The following is a 15,942-nucleotide window of genomic DNA, read 5'->3' on the forward strand; positions in this document are numbered from 1 at the left end:
GCCGCCAGCGCCGCCTGCTCCCGCAGGCAAATGGCGGCCGCCAGCGGGTCTTGCGCCGCCTCGTCCGGCGGGAACACACCGTTGATCACCAGGAACTGTTTCGACAAGCCAATCCCGGCCAGCTCGTCGTGGGTGCGAGCGGCTTCACGCAAGGTAGAGGGCTGTGCCCGGGCGACCAGCACCAAGCGGGTCCGCGCGGGGTTGGCCAGCGCGTCCACCGCGGCCTTGTATTGGGTGCGCTGCTTTTCCAGACCGGCCAACGGGCCCAAGCACGACGCATCGCCCTTGCCCGCCGCCAGAAAGCCGCTCCAGGCGCCCGGCAATTGCAGCAGCCGGATGGTGTGGCCGGTGGGGGCGGTATCGAAAATAATGTGGTCAAAGTCGTGCGTCAGCGCGGCGTCGACCAGCAGGGCGGTGAACTCGTCAAACGCGGCGATCTCGGTGGTGCAGGCGCCTGAGAGTTGTTCCTCAATGCCTTTGACCACGCTGTCGGGCAGCTTGCCGCGCACCGGCCCGACAATGCGGTCGCGGTACGCCTGCGCCGCGGCTTGCGGGTCGATTTCCAGCGCGCTCAGGTTCGCCACTTGCGGGATGGCGGTGATGTGGTTGCCGATGGCAATACCAAAGACCTGCCCGACATTGGACGCCGGGTCGGTGCTGACCAGCAGCACGCGCTTGTCCGCCGCGGCCAACTGAATCGCCGTGGCGCAGGCAATCGAGGTCTTGCCGACGCCGCCCTTGCCGGTGAAAAACAGAAAACGTGGCGGCTGTTCGAGGAACTTCATGGCGTGGTCTTCTGCGGGTCAGCAGCAACGGCCGCCAGCGCAGCAACCACCGGTAGGTTTCTGCTCCGTGACCGGCGGCGCAATCCCAGTCCAACGCATCAGGTCATCGCGGGTCGGATAGCGTCCCGCCAGAGCCACTTCGCTATCAACCAGCGTCAAGGGCAAAGCGCCCTCCCCTGAGCGTTCCAGCAGACCTTTCACGACAGCATTCTCGACAAAGGCCATCGGCTGCTGCGCCAAATTAAAGCGCTCGATCTGGGCGCCGTTTTGTATGGCCCAGTCCACATCGGCGGCAAACGTGACCAATTTCTGATCAAGCTCCACGCCGCAGACGCCGCTGCTGCAGCACAGCGCGGGATCAAACACCTGGATCTTTTTCACTTTGAAACTCCTTGAAGGATGGGCATAAAAGTCACACTATGGGCGCGTCGATGCGGTCCCGCTCACGCTGTCGCCTGGGTCGGGATCAGCCCCTGCGGGCAACTGATGGGCTGACAGATAGCCGCGCACTGCTCCGGATGCCCGGCGCAGCATTCTTGCGTCAAATAAACAATCAACTCTTGTATCAACCCGAGGCTGGCGCGGTAGCGCTGGAAGCGACCTTCCTGCACCACGGAGACCAGTTGCGCCTGCGTCAGCGCCTTCAGGTGAAACGAGAGATTGGTAGGTGGCACCTCCAGCGCGGTGGCTATTTCCCCCGCCACCATGCCCTGCGGCCCGACCCTGACCAGCAGGCGGTAAATATCCAAGCGCACGCCGGACGAAAGCGATTCAAAGACGGTGGTGGCCGATAATTTATCCATACTTCAATTCTACAACTTCTATTGAAATATAGAAGGAGTGGCGCCAAATTTATATAATAAATTGGCCTCCAGCCCTCGTGGAATATACGCAAGCAGCTATTAATTAAATAGCAAACTTCAAACGGCCTCGGCCAGCGGGTGGCCGGGCGATGCGCGCTTCACGCGCCGCCAGACTGGGCGCAGGCGGCGCAAACGCAGGCCATGCGGCGCGCATGCTCCGGGACACGCGCCAGCAATTCGGCCCCAAACATGACCTGGTTGCACCAGCACGGCGGCTGCTGGACGCCGGTCGTGCGCGCCACCTGCCCGGCGCACTGGTTGGATTGCCCGCACAGCGGACAGACGGTGGGATCAGCGGGTAGGATGACTTGCATGACGGGGCTCCAGCACCGGAAATTTCGACCCCCCATTTTGACGGGTTTGCGGGCTTGTCCGCGGTCGGCGCCACGGCAACTCGCCGCTCTATTGCAAAATCAAAATGCGTGCTCGCGCAACCGGGCGCCCGGTTGACGAACTCTTTGAATGAAAGGCCCGTGCCATGAAATTTGTCCAACGCAGCGCCGTGCTGCTGTTCGCCGCGACCTTGCTGGCAGGACTTGCGCTGGCGCAGTCAGCCCCGGTGCGGGTCGGCTCCAAGATTGACACCGAAGGCAAGTTGCTGGGCAATATGATCGTGCTGGCGCTGGAGGCCGGCGGCATCAAGACCGAAAACAAAGCGTCGCTCGGCACTACCAAAGTGCTGCGCGCCGCGATCACGGCGGGTGAAATTGACATCTACCCGGAATACACCGGCAACGGCGCCTTCATGTTTGCCGAGGAGTCCAATCCGGCCTGGAAAAACGCCAAGGCCGGTTACGAGCGCGTCAAGGCGCTGGACTTCGAGAAAAACAAAATCGTCTGGCTGGCGCCTTCACCGGCCAACAACACCTGGGCGATTGCGGTGCGCAAGGATGTCGCCGCCGCCAACCAGCTCAAGACGCTGGACGATCTGGGCCGGTGGATTCGTGGCGGGGCTCAGTTCAAGCTCGCCGCTTCGGCCGAGTTCGTGGAGCGCTCGGACGCGCTGCCCGCGTTCCAGAGTGCCTACGGCTTCAGGCTCAAGCCCGAGCAGCTGCTCACCCTGGCCGGAGGCGACACGGCGACCACCATTCGGGCCGCCGCGGAAAAGACCTCGGGGGTGAATGCCGCCATGGCGTACGGCACCGACGGCCCGCTGGCGGCGCTGGGCCTGGTCATCATGGGCGACCCCAAGGGCGTGCAGCCGATTTATGCGCCCACGCCCATCATCCGGGACGCGGTGCTGACGAAAAATCCGAAAATCAGAGCCATTCTGGCGCCCGTGTTCATGGCGCTGGATGGTCCTACTCTGCAGGCGCTGAACGCCAAAATCCAGCTTGACGGTCAGGATGCCAAAAAGGTGGCCGCTGACTTCCTCAAGTCCAACGGCCTGATCAAGTAGCGGGCAACTGAAGAAAGTTTCGACTTGATGCGCAAGGCACTTCCTGTGCGGTGGAACCCGGTCGCGGCCGTGCTCGCCTTGATCGGCGCCTGCGCCGTGCTCGGTTTGCCATTCTTGCGGGTGGCACCGAATCGGCTGGTGTCGGGCGCGGCGGTTTCCTTGCTGCAGGCGCTGCAGGGCCCGTACTGGGGCCTGCTCGCCTTGCTGCTGGCGATAGCACTGGCCCCATGGCTGCGACCGACCCGACCCGTCCTCTGGCTCCAGGTGGCCGCGGCGCTCGCCCTGCTGGCGGGCTTGGCTGGTCTGGCCGGTGCCTACGCCAGCCAAGCGGCGCAGACCGGGTCCCCCCTGGCGCGCACTTCGCTCGGTGGGGCGTTCTGGGGGCTCGCGGTCGTTCTCTGGTTGACGGCGGTGGACGCCTTGCAGCGCCTGCGGGCGGGCCTGGCAGTGCGTCTTGCTGTGCTGGCCACGGCGGCGAGCCTTTTGCTGGTCCTGCTGCTCTCGGGCGCGTGCGATGCGCTGTCGATCATGAAGGAGCTGGCCAACCAGTCCGAGGTGTTTGAGGCGGCTGTGCTGCGCCATATCGCGATCGTGCTGGCGGCGCTGCTGCCCACGCTGTGTCTGGGCCTGCCCTTGGGTTGGTGGGTCTGCAAGTCGGCGCGCGGGCGTCAGGCGCTGTTCCCGGTGCTCAACATCATCCAGACCATTCCCTCGATTGCCCTGTTCGGCTTGCTGATGGCGCCGCTGGCCTGGTTGGCGGCGTCCTATCCGGCGCTGGCGCGGGCCGGCATCAGCGGCGTCGGCATGGCGCCGGGCGTCATCGCGCTGACGCTCTACAGCCTGTTGCCGGTGGTGCGCGGCACGCTGGCGGGGCTGGAGCAGGTGCCAGGTGCCGTGCGCGAGGCGGCGCGCGGCATGGGCATGTCGCCGCTGCAAATTTTTTACCGGGTGGAGCTGCCGCTGGCCTTGCCGCTGCTGCTGGCGGGGCTGCGCACCGCCACCAACCAGGCGATTGGCCTGGCGGCGGTGACGGCCTTGATTGGCGCCGGCGGTCTGGGCGCCATCATGTTCGAGGGCCTGTTCAGCAGTGCGCATGACCTGGTGTTGCTGGGCGTGTTGCCGATCGTCGCGCTGGCGCTGCTGGCGGATACCGCGTTCAAGGTCCTGATCCATCTGACACAAGGACCAGCCATAGGGCCACCTACCGGGCTGCCAGCATGATCGAGTTTCTGAATATCAGCAAATCCTACGGCGGGCTCCGCGTCATCGAGGGCCTGAACCTCAAGGTCAAGCGCGGTGAGTTGCTGGTGGTGATGGGCGCGTCGGGCTCCGGCAAGTCCACCTTGCTGAAGATGATCAACCGCATGGAGGACCACGACGTTGGCCGCATCTTGTTCGACGGCGAGGAAATTTACAAATTCAAGGTGCGCGCGCTGCGTTTGCGCATGGGTTATGCCATCCAGTCGGTCGGCCTGTTCCCGCACTGGACGGTGGCGCGCAACATCGCCACCGTGCCGCAGATGCTGGGCTGGGAGACGCGGCGCATCGATCAGCGCGTGACCGAGTTGCTGCAGCTGTTTCAGCTGGAGCCCGCGCTCTATCGCCAGCGCTATCCGCACCAGCTCTCGGGCGGCCAGCAGCAGCGCATTGGCGTCGCCCGCGCCCTGGCGGCCGACCCGGACGTGCTCTTGATGGATGAGCCTTTTGGCGCGCTTGACCCGGTGACCCGGGCCACGCTGCAAGGGGAGCTCAAACGGGTGCACCAGTTGTCCGGCAAAACCATTGTGCTGGTCACGCACGACGTTGACGAAGCCCTGTTGCTGGCGACCCGGATCGTGCTGCTGGACCAGGGCCAGGTGGTGCAGGTGGGAACGCCGCTGGAACTGCTGGCCAGCCCGGCCAACGACCTGGTGCGGGACTTTGTCGGGCGCGGCGACATCGGCATCAAGCTGCTCTCGCTGCAACCAGCCAGCCGCCTGGTCCGCCTTGAGCCGGCGCTGGCCGGCGGGAGCTTGCCCGCGCAAGCCTCGCTGCGCGAGGCGGTCTCGTTCATGAGCTTGCATCAGGTGGCCGAGGTCAACCTGGTCGACGCCGCCGGGCGGCCGGTGGGCGTGCTGCATGCGGCTGACATTTTTGCCCCGCGCGGCGCCACACCATGAGCACCATGAACGCCAGGCCCGCGCCCGCCGCGATCACCGTACGCCATAGTCGGCCCCGCTTCTGGCAAGACCCCCTGCCGTGGGCCAGCGCCGCGTTGCTGGCCCTGGTGCTGTATCTGCCCTATTCCCAGCCGCTGTTTAGCGGCCTGTTCCCGGCGCTGGAGCGCCCGGTGTACCAACAGGAACCTTTCGCCGAGCTGCTCTGGCAACACTGCAAGCTGGTGGGTATATCGAGCCTGCTGTCGGCGCTGGTAGGCAGCGTCGCCGGCATCTTCATCACCCGCCCGATGGGCCGACAGTTCAGCTCGGTGGTGCAGGCGCTGGTGGCCATGGGGCAGACCTTTCCGCCGGTGGCGGTGCTGGCGCTGGCGGTGCCCCTGCTTGGCTTTGGCGAGCTGCCCGCGCTCATTGCACTGGCGCTGTATGGGCTGCTGCCCGTGGTGCAAGCCACGGTGGCGGGTTTGCACGCGGTGCCGCCAGCGGTGCGCGAGTCGGCCACCGGCATCGGCCTGTCGCCGTGGCAATGCTTTGCGCAGGTGGAAATGCCGCTGGCCTTGCCGGTGTGGATCGCAGGCATCCGCACTTCGGTCATCATCAATATCGGCACGGCGGCCATCGCTTCCACCGTCGGCGCCAAGACGCTGGGCTCGCCCATCATCGTCGGCCTGAGCGGCTTCAACACCGCCTATGTGCTGCAGGGCGCGGTGCTGGTCGGCTTGCTGGCGGTGGTGGTCGACATGGTGTTTGAGCGCCTTGCGCGACTGGCCGCCTGGCAGCGCTGAGTCAAAATGAAACCACAGGAGTGCCCCATGAAAAAATCCCGGCTCACGAGCCATTCACGCCGCGTTGCGCAGGTCTGAGCGACTCATGCAGCGCCCCACGCTTCCCCCTGACATCACCGTTTTGGAACGCGGCTGGCTGTCGTCGAACAACATCCTGATTGGCGGCCGCGAGTCCGCGGCGCTGATTGACAGCGGCTACGGCGCGCATGCGCAGCAAACGCTGCTGCTGGTCCAAGCGGCCCTGAACGGCCGCCCACTCGATCTGCTGCTCAACACCCATTTGCACAGCGACCACTGCGGCGGCAACGCGGCGCTGCAAAACACTTACCCGGAACTGATGACCCTCATTCCGCCCGGTCTGTCCCAGCATGTACGCGACTGGGACCCGCAGGCGCTGACCTATGCACCCACCGGGCAGACTTGCCCGCAGTTTGCGTTCGATGCGCTGCTGCTGCCGGGGACTGACATCAGGCTCGGGGACACGCTCTGGCAGATCCACGCGGCGCCCGGGCACGACCCGCACTCGGTGATCTTGTTTGAGCCGGCCTCCCGTGTCCTGGTCTCGGCCGATGCCTTGTGGGAACGCGGCTTTGGCGTGGTGTTCCCCGAGCTGGAAGGCGTGGATGCGTTTGACGCGGTCGGGGACACCCTTGACCTGATCGAGTCCCTGGCGCCCGCGATGGTGATTCCGGGCCACGGCCCCGCCTTTGCCAGCGTCGGGAAATCACTCGCCAGCGCCCGCGCGCGCCTGGACAGCTTTGTCACCCATCCAGAAAAACACATCAGCTACGCCGCCAAAGTCCTGCTGAAGTTCAAGCTGCTCGAAGTGCAAAGTCTGGACCTGCCGACCTTCATCGCCTGGGCGCGCGCCACGCCCTACTTCCTGCTGATTTACAAGCGCCATTTTTCAGCGCTTGATTTTGCGCAGTGGGTCGAGCACCTGATCGGGGACTTGATCCGATCCGGCGCGGCCACGCGCGATGGGGTGATGCTTCGAAACGCTTAATGAAAAACGGCACCTTCAGATGCCGTTTTCATCAAGGCTTCAAGTGCCAAATAGGCCTCTAGCCCCCGTCAATCATTCGTGAGCAGCTATTAATTGAATAGCAATTCTCAAACCGCTGCAGCAACCGCTGTGACAGCCGCCGCCTTCACCTTCAGCCGCCACGCATGCAGCAGCGGCTCGGTGTAGCCACTCGGCTGCTCCAGCCCCTTGAACACCAGATCACAAGCCGCCTTGTATGCCATCGAGGGGTCGAAGTTGCCCGCCATGTTCTTGTACAGCGGGTCGCCCGCGTTCTGGCCGTCCACCACGCGGCCATGCGCTCGAAGGTTCCAGTCACTTCGATGCGCTTGCTCCAGGCGCAACATCGCCTCGCACCTTGTATTTTCTTCCGAATGCCTGCGAAGTTTGCTCTGCCCGGCGCCTGAAATCATCGTTGAAATTTGGTGAGGCATCAATGGTTGTGGCACTCAATCACAAGGTCATACCGCCCCCAACCTCAATGACTGTTCCGTTGATATAGCTGGCTTCGTCGCTGGCGAGAAATGCGTAGACGTTCGCGATCTCTTCCGGACGACCCAAGCGATTCAGCGGCACTGCTTCGCGCATCCGCTGAATCACCTTATCCGGCACGGCGTCAAGAATCGGCGTCTCAATGAATCCAGGCGCCACCGCATTGACTCGCACGCCTTTGGGCCCGAGTTCACGGCTCCAAGTTTTGGTGAATCCAATCACGCCGAATTTACTGGCTGCATAGTTGGTCTGACCATAGTTACCGTAGATGCCGACCACGGAACTGGCATTCAGAATGACCCCCGCGCCTTGTTCGACCATGGTGTCCGCCACGGCTTGCGCGCAATGGAACACGCCGCGAAGATTCACATTGATAACGGCGTCGAACTGCGCCAACGTCATCTTTTGCAACCTGGCGTCTTGCGTAATGCCGGCATTGTTGACCATCACGTCAATGCGATCGAACCGGGCCTTGACGTCTGACACCATGTCATCAACTGCGGCGCGATCAGTCACATCCAGCGCGTAGCCTATGGCCTGTGCGCCTTCGGCCTTGCAGGCGGCGACGGCCTCGTCAACCGCCGGTTGGTGTAAATCGCAAAGCACGACGATCGCGCCTTCCCGCGCGAATTTCAGTGCGGTAGCCAAGCCGATGCCCTGTGCGGCACCAGAGATGATTGAAACTTTGTTTTTTAAGCGCATTTTGTTTGCCTTAGATTTGGGATAAGGAGGATTTCGTCCCCCGGTGTTTGATGGATCCTGAGCGCTGCCATGCACCTTCGAATTGCGAAAAAAGTCTTTGTGCGCTCACCCGTCGTTCAAGTGGAGCAACGCAATACGGCAGACGCTGTTAGCAAACGTATCGACGGAAACTTGTTGCTGTTGATACTTCCATCGCTTGACGTACCAGTCCTGGATTAAGGCCATGCAATGCGCGGCGCGCAGGTGCGCATTCGTTGTATCGGTCAATCCCGCCTCGACAAAGAGACGCGACAACTCGTCCTGAAATGACATCTCGGAGGACCTTGCAACGGTCTTCTGGCTGGCGGAAAGTGTGCGCGATTCCATGAAGACGAAATAGAACCAGGGCCGCAGCAACTCTGAAATGAATATGTGACCGCGCAAGGTTGAGTCAAGTCTCTCAAGCGCTGTGGGTTGTGCGCTGAACCAGATCGGAATTGCCGCACTGGTGAAACGGATGACGTCTTCGATCATTGCCGCCAAATCGTCTTTGCTGGCGATGTAGCCATAAAGGCCACCCATTGACAAGCCGGTGTCGCGACAGAGATCACGCAAAGACATGGGTGCGAAGCCAACCTTATTGGCGAGGCGAAATGTGGACTCGAAGATCCTACGAAGGTTTTCCTGCGCGACAGCGGAGCGCTTGACTGTGATTCGCTTGCTATGACGCTCGACGATCAACGCCAATAAGTTCGAAGGCTCGATCGGGGTGACTTGCTTGAATTGGGCGAATGTAAATCGCTGTGGAAGTGTGAGTTGCATGCTTGTGGTAGCCCCGCGTTGACGAAAACCCAACTTTGATTCTATACTACAGAAAAACGAGCGCTCGCTCTTTATTTAAGATGAACTCCTACGTTGACAACACATGACATTACTCAAGCCGGAGCGAGAGCTCGCGCTCCCCGCGTCTGATTTTTTGGATGCAGGTCGACCCATACCGCGTCGGAGCCGCATAGTCCGCTCGCGCCGGATCCATTGCGCCAAGCGTGAGATGAGCGAGTTTTTCAATTCGGAGCGCGCCAGCGCGCGGGCATTGCGCATTGGGGCAATTCGAGTGACGTCATTTCAGTGATCGAGTCGCCAAGTCAGACCATGAACGAACTCAAACTGACCCGTGATGAGCGTGCCGCGATTGACTCAGACCACTGGTTTTCAACCTTGTCAGCCACACTTCGACACGACATCCTGCGTTGCGTCTACGTCAAACGTTTCGAGGACGGTGAGCCAATATGTACCCACGACAGGCCGCCGGAGGCCTGGTTCGCCTGTGCACGGGGGGCCATGAGGGCAAGTACGGCGTCGCCTTCTGGAAGACAAATTACCTTCGCCTACGCGGCGCCGGGTATGTGGTTCGGCGAAATCCCTATTTTTGAAGGGAACCAACGAAGTCATGGTGTCTATGCACACGGCCGTACAAAAGCCATTTGCGTTGCCAAGACCGACTTCAGGAAAATCTTGGCGCGCCACGTCGAGTTTTACGAAGCTCTTTTGCAACTGCATGCAAGCCGTATTGATCAGTTGATTGGTGTCGTGGCAGATTGTCACTCCCTGCAATTGCGGGCACGACTTGCCAAACAACTTTTGCATCTGACCGAAAGATTCGGCGTGCCCTGTCCAAGCCACAGGAACGAAACATGCATCGGCTTGCAACTGACACAAGAAGAGTTGGCCCAGCTGGTCGGGGCCTCACGCCAACGTGTTAATTTGGAACTCAAAGCCATGGAGCGTGAAGAGGCCATCCGCGTTGAGGCTCGCGGTCTTATAGTTTGTAACTATGAAGTTCTATTGCAAATCGCTGAAACCGCGTCCTGAGCCAGCCAAAAAATGCAGCGTGGTCAACGTCTCCAACGGCGGATAACTGCCAACCCGGCTGGACAGGCTGGAGGCTGCTGACGGAGCGACCTCTGCGGCATTAATTGGCCTATAGCCCCCGTGGAATAAGCGCAAGCAGCTACTAAATCAATAGCGGCCCGCGCATTGAAGATACCTTACGCAGCAGCCTTCACCTTCAGCCGCCATGCATGCAGCAAAGGCTCGGTGTAGCCACTCGGTTGCGCCAAGCCCTTGAACACCAGATCACAAGCCGCCTGGTAAGCCATCGAGGTCTCGAAGTTGCCCGCCATGTTTTTGTACAACGGGTCGCCGGCGTTCTGGCCGTCCACCACGGCGGCCATGCGCTCGAAGGTTTCCTTCACTTGATCCGCCGTGACGACACCGTGGTGCAGCCAGTTCGCCATGTGCTGGCTGCTGATGCGCAAGGTGGCGCGGTCTTCCATCAGGCCGACGTTGTGGATGTCGGGCACCTTGGAGCAACCGACGCCCTGGTCGATCCAGCGCACCACGTAGCCGAGGATGCCCTGGGCGTTGTTGTCCAACTCTTGCTGCTTTTCCAGGTCGGACCAGTTCGGCGTGGCGGTCACGGGAATGGTCAACAAGCCGGTCAGCAGGTTGTCGCGCTCCTTGTTGAAGTCGATTTTTTCCAGTTCCTTCTGGATGTCGCTGACCAGCACCTGGTGGTAGTGCAGCGCATGCAGCGTGGCGCCGGTCGGGCTGGGCACCCAGGCGGTGTTGGCACCGGCTTTCGGGTGATTGATTTTTTGCTCCAGCATGGCTTTCATCAGGTCCGGCATGGCCCACATGCCCTTGCCAATTTGCGCCTTGCCGCGCAGGCCGCAGCTCAGGCCGACCAACACGTTGTTGCGCTCGTAGGCGGCAATCCAGGTGCTGGTTTTCATGTCGCCCTTGCGGATCATGGGGCCGGCCTGCATGGCGCTGTGCATCTCGTCGCCGGTGCGGTCCAGGAAGCCGGTGTTGATGAAGGCGACGCGGCTGCTGGCCGCGGCAATGCAAGCCTTCAGGTTGACGCTGGTGCGGCGCTCTTCGTCCATGATGCCGAGCTTGACGGTGCTGTCGGGCAGGCCGAGCATTTTTTCCACGCGGCTGAACAGCTCGGCGGCAAACGCGACTTCCACCGGACCGTGCATCTTGGGTTTGACGATGTAGACCGAGCCCTTGCGCGAGTTGCGGATGCCGTCCTTGGCAGTGCGCTTCAGGTCGTGCATGGCGATGGTGGTGGTGACCACGGCGTCCAGAATGCCTTCCGGGATTTCGCGCGTTGCGCCCTGCTTGTCGGTGTACAGGATGGCCGGATTGGTCATCAGGTGGCCGACGTTGCGCACGAACATGAGCGAGCGGCCGTGCAGCGTGACCTTTTTGCCCTTGCCGGAGGGTGGCGTGTAGATGCGGTCGGCGTTCAGGCCACGGGTCAGGGTCTTGCCACCCTTCTCGAAACTCTCGGTCAGCGTGCCTTGCAGAATGCCAAGCCAGTTGCTGTAGGCCAGCACTTTGTCGTCGGCGTCCACCACGGCGACCGAGTCTTCCAGGTCCAGAATGGTCGACAGGGCCGCTTCCAGCACCAGGTCGCTGACGCCGGCCGGGTCGCTGGCGCCGATGGGGGTGGCGCGGTTGATCTGAATATCGAGGTGCAGGCCGTTGTGCTGCAGCAGCACCGACGTGGGCGCCTTCTCTTCGCCTTGGTAGCCGATCAGTTGCGCCGGGTTTTGCAAGCTGGTATTGCTGCCGTCGGCCAGTTTGACCGCCAGCTTGCCGCTCCGGATGCGGTAGCCCACGGAGTCGACGTGCGAGCCCTTGCGCAGGGGTGCGGTGCGGTCCAGCACATGGCGCGCGTAGGCAATGACCTTGGCGCCGCGCTTGGGGTTGTAGCCGCCTTTTTTACCGATTTTTTCGCAGCCCTTGGCGTCCGAAATCACGTCGGTGCCGTACAGCGCGTCATACAGGCTGCCCCAGCGGGAATTGGCGGCGTTCAGGGCGTAGCGGGCGTTGAGCACCGGCACCACCAGTTGCGGGCCGGCCTGGATGGCGAGCTCGGCATCGACCTTGGTGGTGCTGATGCGTGCTTTCTTCGGGCTCGGCACCAGGTAGCCGATCTTCTCGAGGAAGGCGCGGTAGGCGGGCATATCGGTGATGGGGCCGGGATGGGCGCTGTGCCAGGCGTCCAGTTCGGTTTGCAGGCGGTCACGTTCAGCCAGCAAGGCGATGTTTTTCGGCGCCAGATCGGCCACGATGGCGTCAAAGCCTTTCCAGAATTTGGTCGGCGTGACGCCGGTGCCGGGCAGCACCTGGTGGTCGATGAACTGGAGCAGCTGGTTAGCAACTTGCAGGCGGTGCGTGGAGGTACGTTCGGTCATGGTAGGAGACTCTAGTTACAGGGAAGAGGTTGGAAAAAAATTGAGCACATCGCGCAGGCTGGCGCCGGTGCGGGTGGGCTGGGTGCCCAGTTCTTCGAAAGGCAGATGGTAACGGTTCACCCACAGCGTCTGGTAGCCGTACCAGGTGGCGGCCAGCGCATCCCAGGCGTTGCAGCTGACAAAGGCGATCTGGCGCGCGGCCAGACCGGTGGCCTGCTCGCCCAGCGCGTAGGCGTCCGGGTGGGTTTTGTATTTGCGAATCGGGTCGACGCTGATCACGTGATCCAACAGGCCCGCCAGACCGGCGGATTTGACGGCCAGCTGCAACATCGCCGGGTCGCCATTGCTCAGGATGCCGGTGGGAATGCCGCGGGCCTTGAGCGCGCTCAGCACGTCCTTGTTCTCGGGGAAGGCGCTCAAGCTGCGATATTGGTTCAGCAAGCGCTCAATTTGTGTATCAAACAGGTCGCCAGCCCCCGCCGCTTGTACGGGAGCCACTATTCTTTTTATAGCATAGACGAGCGCGGCCCGGGTCAGCGCCCAAAACGGCTGGTAGTGCGCGCCGTGGTTGCTGGTGGTCACCAGCCGGGTGTATTCAATCTGCTTGTCGCGCCACAGCACACTCAAGGCCTGGCCGTGGCCGGGGAACAATTGCTCGGCCAGCAGGCCCACGCTGTAGACGTCAAACAAGGTGCCATAGGCGTCGAACAGCACGGCGCGCGGTGCTTCAATATTCGATGCTCTGGCTTTGTCGACGGCGGCAGGAGGGATTCTTGACATGCCCTCATTTTATTTGACACTTGACCGGTGATTAACTTTCAATAAATCTGTTTATCTGTGACAAAAGTGAATGCAATTAGGCAAGACATCGGGCGCAGACATGGGGCGCTAGGGGACCGGAGCGGGGACCGGCGGTACCCCGGTGCCGATTGAAAACAGCGTGTAGTCGCCATGCTGGGCCAGCCATTGCAGCTGGCTGTGGACGGCCACTGGCAGGGTCGCCACGGCGCCAGTTTTGACCGCCAAAAATACCGGCGGTCCGGTCATGAGGGGGAGCAAGCCGGACGCCTGAGAGATTTTTTCTGCCTGGCCCCGGCTGTAAAAAGCCGCCGAGTAAGGCCGCTCGGGATAGAAAACCAAGGCACTGTGGCGGGTATTGAGCGCGCCGTAGTGCGCGACCAGGCGCTTGGTCGTATGCAGGTCTTCCAGCTGCGGCAAATTCAGGCTGACGACAAAGCCTGCAAACAGCACGGCGCTCAGCATCAAACCGAGGCTCAGCAGGCGGTTGACGCGCCGCGGGTCTGGGCGCCGGCTCAACCAGGCCGCGACCAGCAAGGCCAGTGAGGGGAGCGCCGGCAGCACGTAGGTCCAGAGAATATTGCCGGCGAAGGTGAAAAATACAGCGGGCGCCAGGCTCCACAACACCAGATAGTGCTGCAGCGGCTTGTCCTGCGCCGGGACGGTCAGGGGAGCGACGCCAGCCGCCCTGTCGGCTTTGCGCCAGCGCCACCAGGCCAGCGGCAACAGCAGCGACCAGGGCAGCGTGGCCGCCCACGCATAAACCCAGATGCTGCCCCACGGCGCCGAGTGGGCCACGCCATAGCGGTCGCCGCTCCAGCCCGGCGTGACAAAGCGGTGCCAGTGCTCCCCCATCAAAAAATAATCCAAAAAGCCGGGCGTGCGCACTTCAGCCGCCACGTACCAGGGAGCAACCAGCAGCAGAACAACCAAGCTGCCGCGAATCCACGGCAGATCGCGCCAGACACGTCCGAGTTGCCGGTTGAACAGGGTCCACAGACCCAGCGGCAGGCCGGCCAGCACCAGCACCAAAGGCCCCTTGGCCAGCAGACCGACCGCCAGACCGAGAAAAAACAGCCAAGCCTCGCGCTGGCGCCGGGTCGCATCGCCATGCAGGCCGAGCCAGAAGCCGCGCATCGCCAGCGTGGTGCCGACGGCCAGGGTCATGTCCGTCATCACCGCGCCGGCTGCGATCAGCATCAGACTGCAGCCCGCCAGCAAGGCCAGGGCGGCCAGCGCCTGCTGCTTTGAGTGCCGCATCGCCCAATCCCACACCAGCCAACCGACCCCTAGCGCGGCCAGAAAGTCCGGCAGGCGCGCGGCAAACTCATTGACGCCCAACAGGCTGAAACTCGCAGCCGTGGTCCAGAACGACAAGGGCGGCTTGCCCCAGAAGGGAATATGGTGGTCGTACCAGGGCGTGACCCAGTCTCCCAGGGAGAGCATCAGGCGCGATATTTCGGCGTAGCGCGCCTCGGTGCTGTCCATCAGCGGGTACCCGCCCAGGCTGAGCAGACGCAGACCCAGCAAAATGGCCAAACCGCACCAGACCCGGACTTGGGTTTCGGTCTCCGTGCGCACCGACCGCGTTCTCACCTGGGGCCGGGCGCCGTCGGGGTTGCGGGCTTGAAGAAATCCAGCAGATAAATAGGACGCCGCTTGGACTCCAGATAAATCCGTCCGACATACTCGCCCATGATCCCGATCGCCATCAACTGCAGCCCGCCGAGCAGCAACACAACTTCAATCAGGGTGGGGAAGCCCTTGACGGACTCCCCCCAAAAAAACGTTTTGACCAAGAAATAAAGCGCGTACATGAAAGCGCCGAAAGCACTCAAAAAACCCACATAGGACGCAACCCGCAGTGGCACGGTGGAGAAAGACGTCACCCCTTCCAGTGCAAAGTTCCACAAGCGCCAATAAGGCCACTTGCTGAATCCCGCCACCCGCGCCTTGCGGTGGTAGTCCAGCGTCACCTGCGAGAAGCCGATCCAGGCGAACAGGCCTTTCATGAAGCGGTTGGACTCCGGCAGCCGGTTCAACGCATCCACGGCGCGTCGGCTGAACAGGCGGAAATCGCCCACATCGCTCGGGATGGCGACGTGGCTGAGCCGGTTGATGATGCGATAGAAGAAATGGGCCGTGGTTTTTTTGACGATCGTTTCGCCGTCGCGCCCGGTACGCCGCATGTTGACCACATCGGCACCGGCGCGCCAGGCCGCCAGCATGGACGGTATCAGCTCGGGCGGATCCTGCAAATCCACGTCCACAATGATCACGGCCTCGCCGCGCGCCAGTTCCAGGCCCGCCGTCATGGCGTGCTCCTTGCCGAAGTTTCTGCTGAGCCGGGCGACCGCCACATGCGGGTGGCTCACGCGCAGGGTCTCCAGCACCTGCGGCGAGCCGTCGGTGCTGCCGTCGTCAATGAAGATGACTTCATGAACACCGGGACACCCGGCCAGCACCTGGATCAAACGCGCATGAAACAGGGGGATCACCGACTCCTCATTGAAAACGGGAACCACCACGCTGAGCTGGCAGGCGCAGGCACGACTTGAGAGCGCCTGTTGGGACGGACGTTCTGCCACGGGGAGGAATTCGACGGACATGGAGGCGGGTGATTTTCTGGTTTGACGACTGAGAGTGGTATTGTTACCAATCCCCGCGCCCATGCGCCTGACCGGAGTTGTT

The 15,942-nt window shown here is 62.2% G+C and carries 16 protein-coding genes and 1 pseudogene; 6 read left to right on the forward strand and 11 right to left on the reverse strand.

Translation table 11 applies throughout. From position 1 onward, the window contains the following. The 4 genes from B3V69_RS16085 to B3V69_RS16100 form a co-directional block, all read right to left on the reverse strand. The coding region (locus B3V69_RS16085) for a TRC40/GET3/ArsA family transport-energizing ATPase (protein WP_296448021.1) at positions 1-785 on the reverse strand (785 nt) is incomplete at its 3' end. Between the two features lie 18 nt (positions 786-803). After that, the gene (arsD, locus tag B3V69_RS16090; RefSeq protein WP_296448022.1) at positions 804-1,166 is read right to left on the reverse strand and encodes an arsenite efflux transporter metallochaperone ArsD; all 363 of its coding nucleotides are present in this window, start codon (positions 1,164-1,166) and stop codon (positions 804-806) included. A gap of 62 nt (positions 1,167-1,228) precedes the next feature. Next, positions 1,229-1,588: an ArsR/SmtB family transcription factor gene (locus tag B3V69_RS16095; RefSeq protein ID WP_296448023.1), complete on the reverse strand. Its 360-nt coding sequence runs from the start codon at positions 1,586-1,588 to the stop codon at positions 1,229-1,231. A gap of 158 nt (positions 1,589-1,746) precedes the next feature. Further along, positions 1,747-1,962 (reverse strand): cysteine-rich CWC family protein, encoded by a 216-nt coding sequence (locus B3V69_RS16100; RefSeq protein WP_296448024.1) that lies wholly within the window; start codon positions 1,960-1,962, stop codon positions 1,747-1,749. 164 nt (positions 1,963-2,126) lie between these two features. Here B3V69_RS16100 and osmF point away from each other — a divergent pair, with 164 nt between their 5' ends. From osmF to B3V69_RS16125, 5 genes are all read left to right on the forward strand, one after another. Further along, positions 2,127-3,047 carry a glycine betaine ABC transporter substrate-binding protein OsmF gene (gene osmF, locus B3V69_RS16105; RefSeq protein ID WP_296448025.1) on the forward strand — a complete coding sequence of 307 codons (921 nt, stop codon included), beginning with the start codon at positions 2,127-2,129 and terminating at the stop codon, positions 3,045-3,047. A gap of 27 nt (positions 3,048-3,074) precedes the next feature. Next, a complete protein-coding gene (locus B3V69_RS16110) occupies positions 3,075-4,268 on the forward strand; it encodes an ABC transporter permease (protein ID WP_296448026.1) in 1,194 nt (397 codons plus the stop codon). Further along, complete coding sequence (locus tag B3V69_RS16115; protein WP_296448027.1) at positions 4,265-5,206, forward strand: ABC transporter ATP-binding protein; 942 nt, start codon at positions 4,265-4,267, stop codon at positions 5,204-5,206. The genes B3V69_RS16110 and B3V69_RS16115 overlap by 4 nt, the downstream gene beginning before the upstream one ends. 5 nt (positions 5,207-5,211) lie before the next feature. Beyond that, positions 5,212-5,988 carry an ABC transporter permease gene (locus B3V69_RS16120; RefSeq protein ID WP_414707557.1) on the forward strand — a complete coding sequence of 259 codons (777 nt, stop codon included), beginning with the start codon at positions 5,212-5,214 and terminating at the stop codon, positions 5,986-5,988. A gap of 85 nt (positions 5,989-6,073) precedes the next feature. Continuing rightward, entirely contained in the window at positions 6,074-6,994 is a 921-nt protein-coding gene (locus tag B3V69_RS16125) for an MBL fold metallo-hydrolase (RefSeq protein ID WP_296448029.1), read from the forward strand. 107 nt (positions 6,995-7,101) lie between these two features. On the opposite strand, the pseudogene B3V69_RS20670 reads toward B3V69_RS16125, so the two are convergent. From B3V69_RS20670 to B3V69_RS16140, 3 genes and pseudogenes are all read right to left on the reverse strand, one after another. After that, positions 7,102-7,305, reverse strand: a pseudogene (locus B3V69_RS20670) (hypothetical protein); the annotation flags it as partial. A 160-nt stretch (positions 7,306-7,465) separates the two neighbouring features. Further along, on the reverse strand, positions 7,466-8,206 hold the full coding sequence (gene fabG, locus B3V69_RS16135; RefSeq protein ID WP_296448061.1) for a 3-oxoacyl-ACP reductase FabG: 741 nt from the start codon (positions 8,204-8,206) through the stop codon (positions 7,466-7,468). A gap of 105 nt (positions 8,207-8,311) precedes the next feature. Beyond that, a complete protein-coding gene (locus B3V69_RS16140; protein ID WP_296448031.1) occupies positions 8,312-9,007 on the reverse strand; it encodes a TetR/AcrR family transcriptional regulator in 696 nt (231 codons plus the stop codon). 330 nt (positions 9,008-9,337) lie between these two features. Between B3V69_RS16140 and B3V69_RS16145 the strand changes: the two genes are divergently transcribed. Then, complete coding sequence (locus tag B3V69_RS16145; RefSeq protein WP_296448032.1) at positions 9,338-10,057, forward strand: Crp/Fnr family transcriptional regulator; 720 nt, start codon at positions 9,338-9,340, stop codon at positions 10,055-10,057. Between the two features lie 176 nt (positions 10,058-10,233). Here B3V69_RS16145 and B3V69_RS16150 read toward each other — a convergent pair whose 3' ends face one another. The 4 genes from B3V69_RS16150 to B3V69_RS16165 form a co-directional block, all read right to left on the reverse strand. After that, complete coding sequence (locus tag B3V69_RS16150; RefSeq protein ID WP_296448033.1) at positions 10,234-12,453, reverse strand: malate synthase G; 2,220 nt, start codon at positions 12,451-12,453, stop codon at positions 10,234-10,236. Positions 12,454-12,468: 15 nt separating this feature from the next. Beyond that, positions 12,469-13,233, reverse strand: a complete 765-nt coding sequence (locus B3V69_RS16155) for a haloacid dehalogenase type II (protein WP_296448034.1) — start codon at positions 13,231-13,233, stop codon at positions 12,469-12,471. A gap of 108 nt (positions 13,234-13,341) precedes the next feature. Continuing rightward, positions 13,342-14,832, reverse strand: coding sequence for an ArnT family glycosyltransferase (locus B3V69_RS16160; RefSeq protein ID WP_296448035.1), 1,491 nt, complete (start codon positions 14,830-14,832; stop codon positions 13,342-13,344). A gap of 11 nt (positions 14,833-14,843) precedes the next feature. Beyond that, entirely contained in the window at positions 14,844-15,860 is a 1,017-nt protein-coding gene (locus B3V69_RS16165; RefSeq protein ID WP_296448036.1) for a glycosyltransferase family 2 protein, read from the reverse strand. Between the last annotated feature and the right edge of the window lie 82 nt (positions 15,861-15,942).

The sequence above is a fragment of the Rhodoferax sp. UBA5149 genome, assembly GCF_002413825.1.
GTDB lineage: Bacteria > Pseudomonadota > Gammaproteobacteria > Burkholderiales > Burkholderiaceae_C > Rhodoferax.

Bases quoted from the DNA above. Each gene is read 5' to 3' on its own strand.
- fabG (WP_296448061.1), bottom strand. From the start codon at position 8,206: ATGCGCTTAAAAAACAAAGTTTCAATCATCTCTGGTGCCGCACAGGGC.
- B3V69_RS16140 (WP_296448031.1), bottom strand. From the start codon at position 9,007: ATGCAACTCACACTTCCACAGCGATTTACATTCGCCCAATTCAAGCAA.
- B3V69_RS16120 (WP_414707557.1), top strand. From the start codon at position 5,212: ATGAACGCCAGGCCCGCGCCCGCCGCGATCACCGTACGCCATAGTCGG.
- B3V69_RS16165 (WP_296448036.1), bottom strand. From the start codon at position 15,860: ATGTCCGTCGAATTCCTCCCCGTGGCAGAACGTCCGTCCCAACAGGCG.
- B3V69_RS16115 (WP_296448027.1), top strand. From the start codon at position 4,265: ATGATCGAGTTTCTGAATATCAGCAAATCCTACGGCGGGCTCCGCGTC.
- B3V69_RS16145 (WP_296448032.1), top strand. From the start codon at position 9,338: ATGAACGAACTCAAACTGACCCGTGATGAGCGTGCCGCGATTGACTCA.
- B3V69_RS16100 (WP_296448024.1), bottom strand. From the start codon at position 1,962: ATGCAAGTCATCCTACCCGCTGATCCCACCGTCTGTCCGCTGTGCGGG.
- B3V69_RS16110 (WP_296448026.1), top strand. From the start codon at position 3,075: ATGCGCAAGGCACTTCCTGTGCGGTGGAACCCGGTCGCGGCCGTGCTC.
- B3V69_RS16095 (WP_296448023.1), bottom strand. From the start codon at position 1,588: ATGGATAAATTATCGGCCACCACCGTCTTTGAATCGCTTTCGTCCGGC.
- B3V69_RS16125 (WP_296448029.1), top strand. From the start codon at position 6,074: ATGCAGCGCCCCACGCTTCCCCCTGACATCACCGTTTTGGAACGCGGC.
- osmF (WP_296448025.1), top strand. From the start codon at position 2,127: ATGAAATTTGTCCAACGCAGCGCCGTGCTGCTGTTCGCCGCGACCTTG.
- B3V69_RS16150 (WP_296448033.1), bottom strand. From the start codon at position 12,453: ATGACCGAACGTACCTCCACGCACCGCCTGCAAGTTGCTAACCAGCTG.
- B3V69_RS16155 (WP_296448034.1), bottom strand. From the start codon at position 13,233: ATGTCAAGAATCCCTCCTGCCGCCGTCGACAAAGCCAGAGCATCGAAT.